Source organism: Enterobacter asburiae (assembly GCF_007035645.1).
In the GTDB taxonomy this organism is placed as follows: Bacteria; Pseudomonadota; Gammaproteobacteria; order Enterobacterales; family Enterobacteriaceae; genus Enterobacter; species Enterobacter asburiae_B.
The window spans coordinates 4,549,828-4,562,484 of sequence record NZ_AP019632.1; the positions used below are offsets into that span (position 1 = coordinate 4,549,828).

Sequence of the window (12,657 nt, forward strand, 5' to 3'; positions counted from 1 at the left end):
CGTCACCCTTACACGCGTTCAACGCCAATTAGAATGGCGGTTTCCGGATCCAGAATCGGCAGCGCAATGCCCGCCTGCATCAGCCACTCGCCGCTCACCGTTTGCGGCGTTTCCATCCACGCCGGCAGCTTGCGCATGGTGTGCCCTCCCTCACCCGTAATCTGAATATTCGGGTGATCGAGCAGCGTGACGCGGTACCGCGCGCTGGCCTCCAGCCCCGCCATGCGCAGCGGCATCATCAGGCTGTAGTCCGGCATCGCGAGCTGGCTGACCATAAACAGCCCCTGCGCCTTATCTTCGCTTACAATACCCTGCGCCAGCGTGGTGGCGTCCGGCATATCAATTCGCCACTGGGTGCCGTGATGAATGACATCCCGCCACTGCTTGTGCAGCGCGGCGTAATGGCGATAGCCTTCGCGCTCCCGTGCGTCCACGGTGAGCGGATCCAGCTCCAGCCCCATATGGCCAAACAGAGCCGTCAGCCCGCGAAACTGGATGCTATGCTGGCGGAAGGTGGCGTGGCATTGATGATGACCGATATGCGCGCCCATCACCTCCGGCGGGAAGAAGTAGCTCATGCCGCGCTGGATGGTGCTGCGCTCCAGCGCGTCGTTGTTGTCGGACGCCCAGAAGCGGTGGCTGCGGGTCAGTACCTCATAATCAATGCGCCCGCCGCCGGAGGAGCAGGATTCAAACTCAATATGCGGGAAGCGTTCGCCCAGCACGTCCAGCAGGCGGTAAAACTGACGGGTCTGGGCGTCGGCGGCGGCTTTACCGTTGTGTCCAGGCTGCACCAGCTCGCGGTTCATGTCCCACTTCACGTAGTCGACCGCATGCTCGCCCAGCAGCCAGCTCATGCGCTCCACCAGGTAATCAAAGGCCTCCGGGATGTTGAGATTGAGCACCAGCTGGTGTCGTCCGGTCGCCCGGGGATAGCCCGGCAGCGCCAGTACCCAGTCAGGATGCGCACGGTACAAATCTGAATCCGGGTTGATCATCTCCGGCTCAACCCAGATGCCAAACTCCATGCCGAGCCGTTTGACGTGGTCGATCACCGGCGTCAGGCCGTTCGGGTATTTTTTCTCGTCCAGATACCAGTCGCCCAGCGCGGCATGGTCGTCGTTACGGCCTTTGAACCAGCCGTCATCAATGATGAAACGCTCCACGCCCAGCGCGGCAGCCTCGTCGGCCATGCGCTTAATGTAGTCCGGATCGTGGTTGAAGTAGATCCCTTCCCAGGTATTGAGGTGCACCGGGCGCGGTTTGTTTTCCGGGAAGCGGATGACGTTGTTGCGCAGGTAGCGATGAAACGGCTGGCTCATGCCGTTCAGGCCCTGCGTGGAGTAGCTGGCATACAGGCGCGGCGTCCAGAGCGTATCGCCCTCCTCAACCGCCATTTCACCCGGCAGGTAGAGCGCTTCGGCCTGAAGATAGCGACGACCGTCGGTTTTCGCTTCCGCGCGCAGGCGGTGATTACCGCTCCAGCCCAGATGCACGCCCCAGACGTCGCCCTGCATTTCGCTGAACGACGGCGTACCGGCAATCAGCGCCGGGAAGTGCTCGTGGGAGGTTTTACCCCGACGGTTTTCAATCACGAAGCTGTCGTGTTCAAGCTTAACGCGGTGCGGCTGAAACTCCCTGATCCAGCGTCCGTGGAAGGCCATTACCTCCTGCGCGCGCTCGGCCACCGGCAGCGTGACGGCGAAACGGTCAACCTGCCAGGGGATCGCTTTCAGGTTCGTTAAACCGTGACGAACCACCAGCACGCCGCTGGCATCCAGCGCCAGCTCGCTGGTCAGGCGCAGGCCCGCATGCTCATCTTCGGCGGTAATCGTCAGGGTGTTTACGTCCTGCTGCACCTGCGTGGTTTTGAACACCGGGGAACCGTCCAGCCCCTGGCGATGACCCTCAATGCCAGGCGAACCAAACAGACCATGCCCCAGCTCGGCCATCAGCGTGACCGGGGAGTCGACGTCAAGCCTGCCGTTGGCAACAGGACGTGCGAGCGTAGCAACATCCTGAGGCGAAAAGTGCTGAAGGTGAGGCCCCCAGTAGAGAATTTCGGCGAACGGATGGGTTTTGATCACCACGTCTACCGTCGTGGTTTCGAGTCGTGAAACGGGATCTTGCATCAGACATCTCCTGTCATCGGGATGATCTGAGTGTTGATCCGAAACGTTTCGGATACAAACCAAAACGTTTCGGTTCTGTGATCGGGTTTAAAATTTTGCGGTATTTAGGCCGTCTGGCCCGGAGAGAATTCAGGCTGCCAGAGCACCTGAAGCTGTTCAATATCGCCGCCGCTAATCAGCTGGCGCACCATATCGGCAATCTGTTTCCCGACGCCCTGGCGGGTGGACTGGATCACCGACGCCACCTCAATATCAACGATGCTGTCCTGCGGCAGGCCATCATAGACCACCAGCGAGACGGCGTTGTCGCCGGATAAACGCCCCAGCTGCGCCAGCGCCATCGCCGCGCCGTCGCCGTGGGTGTTGCAGTCGGTGATGATGGCCGTTGGCGGCTGCGGCAGGGCAAGCAGTTCTTTCGTGGTGGCATACCCGACGCGGCGCGAAGGCGGCATGGCGCGCAGCCATTCGCTGGAAAGCCCGGCTTCCCGCAGGGCCTCGAGATAACCCTGACGGCGCTGGGTGATAAATGCCTGATTGTTGCTTTCGCCAAGTAGCGCGATACGCTGATGGCCTTTCTCGATCAGCCAGCGGGTCGCCTGCCAGGTACCGGCATAGTTGTCGAAGTCAAACCACGCATACGGCTGCGGGAGGTGGCTGCGCCCAAGCGCCAGGAAAGGAAAACCGGCGGCCTGAAGCTGCACAAGACGCGGATCGTGATCCAGCGTGTGCGCCACGATCAGCGCGTCGACGCGTCGGCTTTGCACCATGCGCATATAGCTGTGCTTATCCGCCAGATCGTCGTCGGCGATGAGCAATAAGTCGATCTCATGTCGCGCCAGTTCATGGCTAATTTCGCCGACCATGTCCATAAATACGCTGTTATTGAGCGGAACAGGATGTACGGGAAACACCAGCCCGACGGCGTCAATTTTGCCCATCTTCAGGCGGCGGGCGAAGGTGTTCGGTCGGTAACCACGGCGCTGAGCCTCTGCTTCCACGCGTGCGCGCGTCTCGGCGGAGACGTCGTCATATCCGTTGAGGGCGCGGCTGACGGTGGTGACTGACAGCCCCAGTTCTTTAGCAATGGCTTTAAGCGACATGAGTTTCCGTATCTCTGTTAGTTTTGTTCCGCCACCAGCAGCGCGTGCGTATCCGGCTCCAGCGCCTTAAAGATATGCGGCAGATCGGCGGGATAACAGATGTAATCTCCCGGGCCGAGTTCTTCCGCCGCGTCGATCAGGCCGACTAACGCGCGCCCCTGCGTCACAATAATATGTTCAACGGACCCCGGCGGATGCGGCTGGGAAATGCGGTCTGCGCCCGGCTGGGTAAGCAGGAGATATACGTCGCGTCGCGCGCCCGGCGGACATGCTGCCAGCAGTATCGCCTCGTAGTTGGCCTGTCCGGCAACGACCTTCGTACCTTCACCACGACGGATCACCTGAGTGGTAGGCTGCTGTGGTTCAAGCAGGCGGGCGAAAGGAATATCCAGCGCCACGCAAAGCGACCACAGCGTTTCCAGGCTAGGGTTACCGTTGCCTGACTCAAGCTGAGAAAGCGTGGATTTAGCGATCCCGGCACGGCGAGCGATTTCCGCCAGTGAAAGCCCGGTTCGCAGGCGTTCTCGCACCAGGCTTTTTGCGATTACGCTGATTGGCTGCGTCATAAAACGGCCTCTTTGTTCTTTTAATCGAACGAATCGTTCATCTTGAAAAACACTTCTGTTGCGTTCATTATAATGGATACACGTTCGATATGGCTAAAAATGTATGAAGCATCATCTCTCTTGCCTGAAAGGCGACACCATAAAAGCAATCATCCTGGTCTGCCTCGCGGTCGGCGTGGTCGGGATGTCATACGGCTCCCTGGCGATGGCCTACGGTTTCCCGGTCTGGGTACCGTTTGTACTCTCCATCACCGTACTCGCGGGCGCGTCAGAGTTTATGTTTATCGGCATTGTGGCAAGCGGCGGTAACCCGCTGGCGGCTGCGGCCGCGGGGTTGCTGGTCAACGCGCGGCACGTGCCGTTTGGCGTGACGGTGCGTGAGCTGGTCGGCAAACGCGGCCTGAGCCTGTTGGGCTGCCACATCATGAATGACGAAAGCGTGGTGTTTGGCCTGTCGCAAAAAACGCCCGAACAGCGCAAAGCGGCGTACTGGCTATGTGGTTTAGGCGTGGCGATTGTCTGGCCGCTGGGGGCCCTGCTGGGTGCCATGGTCGGCAAGCTGCTACCGGACCCGGAAACCATTGGCCTGGATGCGGTATTCCCGGCCATATTGCTGGCGCTGGTGGTTCCCGCGTTTAAAAACCGTACCACGCTGATCCGCGCCTGCAGTGGCGCCGCGCTGTCACTGGCCGCCGTGCCGTTTGCCCCGGTGGGATTACCGGTGCTGCTCTCCTTACTGGGTCTCGCTGCGAGGAAAAAATAATGGGAAATATGACGTTTTTTATTCTCGGTATCGCCATTTTGTCTGCGGGAACGTATCTGATGCGTCTTGGCGGGGCGAAACTGGGCAGCAGGCTGGCATTGTCAGAGCGTTCACAGGCGCTGCTGTCAGATGCGGCAACGGTATTGCTGTTTTCCGTGGCGCTGGCGACCACGTTTTATGAAGGTGACCACTTTGCCGGAATGGCGCGCGTGCTGGGCGTGGCGTTTGCGGTATTTCTGGCCTGGCGGAAAATGCCGTTAATTGTGGTGATCGTGGCGGCGGCAGTGGTAACCGCGCTGCTGCGCGTGGCGGGCATAAACTAAAAAAGCGCCCCGGGGGCGCTCTTTCGACGGTGTGACAGCTTATTTAGTCAGTTCAGCAGTCATGTGTACGCGGTTACCTGAGAACGCCTGGGTAATTTTGTAAGATGATGCGCCAGCATCCTGAGCCTGAGCCGCGATTTTAGCTTCTGCGCCATCAATGGTAGAGGCGGTTGCGGTCACGGTCTGTGCAGCGAAAGAACCGAAAGAAGTAGCCAGAGCGATTACAGCGACAAAAGTTTTGATGCTTTTCATGATATAAACCCTTTCATTAAGTTGTTTAGATAAGGCACCGTGCCTTGATGAGATAAATACTAGACCTCATCTCGAACAACTAAAAGCGGAAGGATTTGCTATTATCATTCAAAATTATTGATTAACTATTAATCGCTGCGGATGGGTATAAACGGTCGCCCTTCCCGGCTTGCAGAAGCCCACCAGCGTCAGGTTGCAGCGCTCCGCCACCTCCACCGCCAGCGTGGTCGCCGCCGACACCGCGAAGAGAATTTCCACACCGCACATCGCCGATTTTTGCACCATCTCATAGCTGGCGCGGCTGGAAACGAGTGCCGCCCCCTGCCTCCAGACATCACTTTCACGCGCACGGCGACCGAGCAGCTTGTCCAGCGCCACGTGGCGGCCCACGTCCTCGTGGCCCCCGGCAATATCGCCCGACGGCAACACCCATGCCGCCGCGTGCGTGCAGCCGCTCAGCTGGCCGATGGGCTGGACATCGTTCAGGTGCTCGAGCGCATGGTCGAGGTGAGCCAGATTATAGGTCTGAGTAAACGGCAGTGGCGCAACGGGTTTGCCAATATCATTCAGCTGCTCAACGCCACACACGCCGCAGCCGGTACGCCCGGCCAGCGCGCGGCGGCGCTCTTTCAGCCCCATAAAGCGGCGGCTGGAGAGTTCGATTTGCACTTCAAGGCCGTTGCAAGCCTGCACCACATCCATGCCGTAGATCTCCTGCGGATGGTCAATGATGCCTTCCGAGAGGGAAAAACCGATGGCGAACAGCTCGAGATCTTTCGGCGAAGCCATCATCACCACATGGGAGATACCGTTGTAAACGAGCGCAACGGGCACCTCTTCCGCCAGAAAATCCGGCGTGGCATGGGTAATGTGGGGCGGTCTGTGTACCGACAGTTCCACAATGCCCGCAGGCAGGGGGGACGAGTGGGGATCACGGTTTTGTTTAGACACAGCGGTATTCCTGAACAACCACGGAGGTGAGCCTGCTATTGCATCACAAACAACAGGGCTTACGCATAGTATGGATCAACTTTTCAGCATCAAGTTTACCTACTCACTTGTGAGAGGTACAACAAAACGCATGCTACACCCCTTTAACATGCGGGGTTAATAATGTGATTAATATCACACTTTATAGTCAACAGGGTGATAATACGTTCACTTTGTATTAACGCCATTAGAACAGCTGTACCGACATTGTGGTATTCTGATGATATCCCTCGTGGAATTGAGGGATTAACGCAAATTTTTCTCCTTTGCGGTCAATTCTCAACCGCGAAGTTAAAACTACATATGTAAGCAATGTCGAAACAAGGAGTGACCCATGCAGGTCAGCAGAAGGCAGTTCTTTAAGATCTGCGCTGGCGGTATGGCAGGCACCACGGCAGCGGCACTGGGCTTTGCGCCCGGCGTAGCGCTGGCGGAAACGCGGCAGTATAAACTGCTGCGCACCCGTGAAACCCGTAATACCTGTACGTACTGCTCTGTCGGTTGCGGGCTGTTGATGTATAGCCTCGGCGACGGTGCTAAAAACGCCAAAGCGTCTATTTTCCATATCGAAGGCGACCCGGATCATCCGGTCAACCGCGGCGCATTGTGCCCGAAAGGGGCCGGTCTGGTGGACTTTATCCACTCCGAAAGCCGCCTCAAGTTCCCTGAATATCGCGCGCCTGGCTCCGATAAATGGCAGCAAATCAGCTGGGAAGAGGCGTTCGACCGCATCGCAAAACACATTAAAGAAGACCGCGATGCCAACTTTGTTGAGAAGAACGCCGACGGCGTCACGGTCAACCGCTGGCTCTCCACCGGGATGCTGTGTGCCTCTGCTTCCAGCAACGAAACCGGTTATTTAACCCAGAAATTTACGCGCGCACTCGGTATGCTCGCGGTCGACAACCAGGCGCGTGTCTGACACGGACCAACGGTAGCAAGTCTTGCTCCAACATTTGGTCGCGGTGCGATGACCAACCACTGGGTCGACATCAAGAACGCCAACCTCATTGTGGTGATGGGCGGTAACGCCGCTGAAGCGCACCCTGTCGGGTTCCGCTGGGCGATGGAAGCCAAAATCCACAACGGTGCGAAACTGATTGTGATCGATCCCCGCTTTACGCGTACTGCGTCAGTGGCGGATTTCTACACCCCAATTCGTTCAGGTACTGACATCACTTTCCTGTCAGGCGTATTGCTGTACCTGATGACCAACGAAAAATATAACCGCGAATACACCGAAGCCTATACCAACGCCAGCCTGATCGTGCGTGAGGATTACCACTTCGAAGATGGCCTGTTCAGCGGTTACGACGCCGAAAAACGCAAATACGATAAAACCAGCTGGAACTACGAGCTGGATGAAAAAGGCTTTGCGAAGCGCGACACCACTCTGCAACACCCGCGCTGCGTGTGGAACCTGCTGAAAGAGCACGTTTCCCGCTACACGCCGGAGGTTGTCGAAAACATCTGCGGTACGCCGAAGGCTGACTTCCTGAAGGTGTGCGAGCTTATCGCCGAAACCAGCGCGAAAGATAAAACCGCGTCGTTCCTGTACGCCCTCGGCTGGACGCAGCACTCCATCGGCGCGCAGAACATCCGTACCATGGCAATGGTTCAGCTCCTGCTCGGCAACATGGGAATGGCAGGCGGCGGCGTCAACGCCCTGCGCGGTCACTCCAACATTCAGGGTCTGACCGACCTCGGCCTGCTGTCTCAAAGCCTGCCGGGTTACATGAACCTGCCAAGCGAGAAACAGACCGACCTGCAAACCTACCTGACGGCCAGCACGCCTAAACCGCTGCTCGAAGGCCAGGTAAACTACTGGGGCAACTATCCGAAGTTCTTCGTCTCGATGATGAAAGCCTTCTTCGGCGATAAAGCGACGGCTGAAAACAGCTGGGGCTTTGACTGGCTGCCGAAGTGGGACAAGGGTTACGACGTTCTGCAGTATTTCGAGATGATGCATCAGGGCAAAGTGAACGGCTATCTGTGCCAGGGCTTTAACCCGGTTGCCTCGTTCCCGAACAAGAACAAGGTTGTTGAGTCTCTGTCGAAACTGAAGTTCCTGGTGACGATTGACCCGCTCAATACCGAGACCTCAACCTTCTGGCAGAACCACGGTGAATCGAACGACGTCGATCCGTCGAAGATCCAGACCGAAGTGTTCCGTCTGCCGTCGACCTGCTTCGCGGAAGAGAACGGTTCTATCGTCAACTCCGGACGCTGGCTGCAGTGGCACTGGAAAGGTGCGGACGCCCCGGGCATCGCCATGAACGACGGCGAGATCCTGGCCGGTATCTTCTTACGCCTGCGTAAGATGTATGCGGAAGAAGGCGGCGCGAACCCGGAACCGGTGCTTAATATGAGCTGGAACTACTCGACGCCGGAAAACCCAGCGCCGGAAGAAGTGGCGATGGAGAGCAACGGTAAGGCGCTGGCGGACGTTATCGACCCGGCCACCGGTACCGTGCTGGCGAAGAAAGGCGATCAGCTCAGCACCTTCGCGCACCTGCGCGATGACGGTACCACGTCAAGCGGCTGCTGGATCTTCGCCGGTAGCTGGACGCCAAAAGGCAACCAGATGGCCAACCGCGACAACGCAGACCCGTCGGGCCTTGGCAATACGCTGGGCTGGGCATGGGCGTGGCCGCTCAACCGCCGTATCCTCTATAACCGCGCATCCGCTGACCCGCAGGGCAACCCGTGGGATCCGAAGCGTCAGCTTCTGAAGTGGGACGGCGCGAAATGGGGCGGCGTGGATATTCCGGACTACAGCACTGCCGCACCGGGCAGCGACGTTGGGCCGTTTATCATGCAGCCTGAAGGGATGGGGCGTCTGTTTGCTATCGATAAGATGGCGGAAGGTCCGTTCCCGGAACACTACGAGCCGTTTGAGACGCCGCTGGGTACCAACCCGCTGCACCCGAACGTGGTCTCTAACCCGGCAGCCCGTATCTTTAAGGGCGATTTCGAAGCGCTGGGTAAAAAGGACAAGTTCCCGTACGTGGGTACCACCTACCGTCTGACCGAGCACTTCCACTACTGGACCAAGCACGCGCTGCTTAACGCCATCGCGCAGCCGGAACAGTTCGTGGAGATCGGCGAGAAGCTGGCGGGCAAGCTCGGCATTGCCCATGGCGATACCGTGAAGGTCTCCTCTAACCGCGGCTATATCAAGGCCAAGGCGGTGGTGACCAAGCGTATTCGCACGCTGAACGTTCACGGTCAGCAGGTGGATACCATCGGTATTCCGATCCACTGGGGCTATGAGGGCGTGGCGAAGAAAGGGTTCATTGCGAATACCCTGACGCCGTTCGTCGGCGATGCGAACACGCAGACGCCGGAGTTTAAGGCCTTCCTCGTGAACGTGGAAAAGGTGTAACGGAGACGACTTATGGCTTATCAATCTCAAGACATTATCCGTCGTTCCGCGACTAACGGTTTCACGCCCGCGCCTCAGGCGCGGGACCACCAGCAGGAAGTGGCGAAGCTTATCGACGTGACCACCTGTATCGGCTGTAAAGCCTGTCAGGTGGCGTGTTCTGAGTGGAACGACCTGCGTGACGAAGTGGGTCACAACGTCGGGGTGTACGACAACCCGGCGGACCTGACCGCCAAGTCCTGGACGGTGATGCGTTTCTCGGAAGTTGAGCAGAACGACAAACTGGAATGGCTTATCCGCAAAGACGGCTGTATGCACTGTGCGGATCCGGGCTGCCTGAAGGCATGTCCGTCAGAAGGGGCTATCATTCAGTATGCCAACGGTATCGTCGACTTCCAGTCCGAACAGTGCATCGGCTGCGGCTACTGCATCGCGGGCTGCCCGTTCGACGTACCGCGCCTGAACCCGGAAGACAACCGCGTCTACAAATGCACGCTGTGCGTTGACCGCGTCACCGTCGGCCAGGAGCCAGCGTGCGTGAAGACCTGCCCAACCGGCGCAATCCACTTTGGCTCCAAAGAGGATATGAAAACGCTGGCGGCAGAGCGCGTGGGCGAGCTGAAAACCCGCGGTTACGACAACGCGGGCCTGTACGATCCGGCCGGAGTTGGCGGTACGCACGTGATGTACGTGCTGCACCACGCCGACAAGCCGAACCTGTATCACGGCCTGCCGGAGAACCCGGAAATCAGCGCCACCGTGAAGTTCTGGAAAGGCATCTGGAAACCGCTGGCAGCGGTCGGTTTTGCTGCCACCTTCGCAGCGAGCATCTTCCACTACGTCGGCGTTGGTCCGAACCGCGCGGAAGAGGAAGACGACAACCTGCATGAAGAGAAAGACGAGGTGCGCAAATGAGAAAACGTGACACCATCGTGCGCTACACCGCGCCGGAACGCATCAACCACTGGGTCACCGCCTTCTGCTTCATGCTGGCGGCGATAAGCGGGCTGGGGTTCTTCTTCCCGTCCTTCAACTGGCTGATGCAGGTACTGGGTACGCCGCAGCTGGCGCGCATCCTTCACCCGTTCGTGGGTGTGGTGATGTTTGCCTCGTTTATCATCATGTTTTTCCGCTACTGGCACCATAACCTAATCAATCGGGATGATATCTTTTGGGCGAAGAATATTCGTAAGATCGTCGTCAACGAGGAAGTGGGTGATACCGGGCGTTATAACTTCGGCCAGAAATGCGTATTCTGGGCGGCGATTATCTTCCTGGTCCTGTTGCTGGTGAGCGGCGTGATCATCTGGCGTCCGTACTTTGCGCCTGCTTTCTCAATCCCGGTGATCCGATTTGCGCTGATGCTGCATTCATTTGCCGCAGTGGCGTTAATTGTGGTTATCATGGTGCATATCTACGCCGCCCTTTGGGTGAAAGGCACCATTACCGCGATGGTGGAAGGATGGGTAACCAGTACGTGGGCGAAGAAACATCACCCGCGCTGGTACCGTGAAGTCCGCCAGAAACAGGAAAAGTCATCTGAATGAGTATTCGCATAATCCCGCAAGATGAGCTGGGGTCGAGCGAGAAACGCACGGCGGATTATATTCCGCCGTTGTTATTCCCCAGACTCAAGAACCTCTACAACCGCCGCGCAGAGCGTCTGCGCGAGCTGGCAGAGAACAACCCGCTGGGCGATTTTCTGCGCTTTGCCGCGCTGGTTGCCCACGCGCAGGAAGTGGTGCTGTACGACCACCCGCTGCAAATGGATCTGACCGCGCGCATCAAAGAAGCCAACGCGCAGGGCAAGCCGCCGCTGGACATTCACGTCCTGCCGCGCGACAAGCACTGGCAAAAGCTGCTGCATTCGCTGATTGCCGAGCTGAAGCCGGAGATGAGCGGCACCGCGCTGGCGGTCATTGAGAATCTGGAAAAAGCGTCCGAACTTGAGCTGGAAGAGATGGCGAGCGCGCTGTTTGCCTCCGACTTCGCTCTGGTGAGCAGCGATAAAGCGCCGTTTATCTGGGCCGCGCTGTCGCTCTACTGGGCGCAAATGGCAAGCCTGATCCCCGGTAAAGCCCGCGCCGAATACGGCGAGGCGCGCCAGTTCTGCCCGGTCTGCGGCTCTATGCCGGTATCGAGCATGGTGCAAATCGGCACCACTCAGGGGCTGCGCTACCTGCACTGCAACCTGTGTGAAACCGAGTGGCACGTGGTGCGCATCAAGTGCAGCAACTGCGAGCAGACCCGCGATCTGAACTACTGGTCGCTGGAAAATGAAGAAGCGGCGGTGAAAGCCGAAAGCTGCGGCGACTGCGGCACTTACCTGAAGATTCTTTATCAGGAAAAAGACCCGAAAGTCGAAGCCGTGGCCGACGATCTCGCCTCGCTGATTCTGGATGCGAAGATGGAGCAGGAGGGCTTTGCCCGCAGCTCGATCAACCCGTTCCTGTTCCCGGGCGAAGGGGAGTAATTCCCTCTGACAGTGCCGGGCGGCGTAAGCTTGCCCGGCCTACAGTTGGTAAGGTGAAACGACTCCAGTAATGCCCGTAAAGTCTTTCGTGTTTCGAGAAATCAACGGACAATTTCTGCTCTGAGCTGTGGCCAGAATGATAGCATCAGGCAGTTTCATTCCATGCTTCTCGCGCAGAATTACACTTCTTTCAGCGATATCTCGGGTGATATCAATAATCTCAAATACGCCCATCACTGTCGCAGTTTTCGCTTCGTGACCATGTTTGCGGGCCCCCACCATAACTTCCATCCATGTGATCAGACTAATGGCTCGATGCGAAGCTGTGCGATCAATTGCATCCGCAGCCTCAACGCGATTATTAAAAAGATCGATGAGTATATTGGTATCGAACACCGCCATGTGCTCCATGATTACCACTCCTCACGCAGCTTGCGTTCATACTCAAGCCCATCTTCCTGCTGGTTTCCCCACAAGCCAAGCGCATCGCGGATAACCGATGAACTCTGCTGGTCAAGATATTGCTCAATGGCTTCCCGAAGCAATTCGGCACGAGGCCGGTTACGCAGCTGCTTCAGATTATCCAGTCGTTGAATTACGTCATCAGACAAATCGATCAGAATTCTGCCCATATCAAGATCCGCGGAAAGACTCATATATCACCTTAGTATAT

Annotated in this window: 13 protein-coding genes; 6 read left to right on the forward strand and 7 right to left on the reverse strand. The window is 57.8% G+C overall.

Features of this window, described 5'->3' with window-relative positions; all coding sequences use genetic code 11:
* Positions 1-8: 8 nt before the first annotated feature.
* The 3 genes from FOY96_RS21795 to FOY96_RS21805 all read right to left on the reverse strand — a co-directional run bounded on the left by FOY96_RS21795 (position 9) and on the right by FOY96_RS21805 (position 3,798).
* A complete protein-coding gene (locus tag FOY96_RS21795) occupies positions 9-2,132 on the reverse strand; it encodes an alpha-galactosidase (RefSeq protein WP_143347718.1) in 2,124 nt (707 codons plus the stop codon).
* A 104-nt stretch (positions 2,133-2,236) separates the two neighbouring features.
* Positions 2,237-3,232: a LacI family DNA-binding transcriptional regulator gene (locus FOY96_RS21800; RefSeq protein WP_143347719.1), complete on the reverse strand. Its 996-nt coding sequence runs from the start codon at positions 3,230-3,232 to the stop codon at positions 2,237-2,239.
* 17 nt (positions 3,233-3,249) lie between these two features.
* Positions 3,250-3,798 (reverse strand): helix-turn-helix domain-containing protein, encoded by a 549-nt coding sequence (locus FOY96_RS21805; RefSeq protein ID WP_033146956.1) that lies wholly within the window; start codon positions 3,796-3,798, stop codon positions 3,250-3,252.
* 103 nt (positions 3,799-3,901) lie between these two features.
* Here FOY96_RS21805 and FOY96_RS21810 point away from each other — a divergent pair, with 103 nt between their 5' ends.
* A complete protein-coding gene (locus FOY96_RS21810; RefSeq protein WP_023309745.1) occupies positions 3,902-4,561 on the forward strand; it encodes an AzlC family ABC transporter permease in 660 nt (219 codons plus the stop codon).
* On the forward strand, positions 4,561-4,884 hold the full coding sequence (locus FOY96_RS21815; protein ID WP_033146957.1) for an AzlD domain-containing protein: 324 nt from the start codon (positions 4,561-4,563) through the stop codon (positions 4,882-4,884). The genes FOY96_RS21810 and FOY96_RS21815 overlap by 1 nt, the downstream gene beginning before the upstream one ends.
* Positions 4,885-4,923: 39 nt before the next feature.
* Here FOY96_RS21815 and FOY96_RS21820 read toward each other — a convergent pair whose 3' ends face one another.
* Complete coding sequence (locus FOY96_RS21820) at positions 4,924-5,136, reverse strand: YdgH/BhsA/McbA family protein (protein ID WP_033146958.1); 213 nt, start codon at positions 5,134-5,136, stop codon at positions 4,924-4,926.
* Positions 5,137-5,250: 114 nt separating this feature from the next.
* Positions 5,251-6,087, reverse strand: coding sequence for a formate dehydrogenase accessory sulfurtransferase FdhD (gene fdhD, locus FOY96_RS21825; protein WP_143347720.1), 837 nt, complete (start codon positions 6,085-6,087; stop codon positions 5,251-5,253).
* Positions 6,088-6,460: 373 nt separating this feature from the next.
* Between fdhD and fdnG the strand changes: the two genes are divergently transcribed.
* Genes fdnG through fdhE form a run of 4 tightly spaced genes read left to right on the forward strand, consistent with a single transcriptional unit; the run spans position 6,461 to position 11,984 of the window.
* Positions 6,461-9,511 carry a formate dehydrogenase-N subunit alpha gene (fdnG, locus tag FOY96_RS21830; protein WP_087822910.1) on the forward strand — a complete coding sequence of 1,017 codons (3,051 nt, stop codon included), beginning with the start codon at positions 6,461-6,463 and terminating at the stop codon, positions 9,509-9,511.
* A gap of 12 nt (positions 9,512-9,523) precedes the next feature.
* Entirely contained in the window at positions 9,524-10,426 is a 903-nt protein-coding gene (fdxH, locus tag FOY96_RS21835) for a formate dehydrogenase subunit beta (RefSeq protein WP_008501831.1), read from the forward strand.
* Positions 10,423-11,058 (forward strand): formate dehydrogenase cytochrome b556 subunit, encoded by a 636-nt coding sequence (gene fdoI / locus FOY96_RS21840; protein WP_010436852.1) that lies wholly within the window; start codon positions 10,423-10,425, stop codon positions 11,056-11,058. Before fdxH ends, fdoI begins: the two co-directional genes overlap by 4 nt.
* On the forward strand, positions 11,055-11,984 hold the full coding sequence (gene fdhE, locus FOY96_RS21845) for a formate dehydrogenase accessory protein FdhE (RefSeq protein WP_029741588.1): 930 nt from the start codon (positions 11,055-11,057) through the stop codon (positions 11,982-11,984). The genes fdoI and fdhE overlap by 4 nt, the downstream gene beginning before the upstream one ends.
* A 39-nt stretch (positions 11,985-12,023) precedes the next feature.
* Here fdhE and FOY96_RS21850 read toward each other — a convergent pair whose 3' ends face one another.
* Both FOY96_RS21850 and FOY96_RS21855 read right to left on the reverse strand, forming a co-directional pair.
* The gene (locus tag FOY96_RS21850) at positions 12,024-12,395 is read right to left on the reverse strand and encodes a type II toxin-antitoxin system VapC family toxin (protein ID WP_096151167.1); all 372 of its coding nucleotides are present in this window, start codon (positions 12,393-12,395) and stop codon (positions 12,024-12,026) included.
* A gap of 2 nt (positions 12,396-12,397) precedes the next feature.
* Positions 12,398-12,640, reverse strand: coding sequence for a ribbon-helix-helix protein, CopG family (locus FOY96_RS21855; RefSeq protein ID WP_023309753.1), 243 nt, complete (start codon positions 12,638-12,640; stop codon positions 12,398-12,400).
* Positions 12,641-12,657 lie beyond the last annotated feature (17 nt).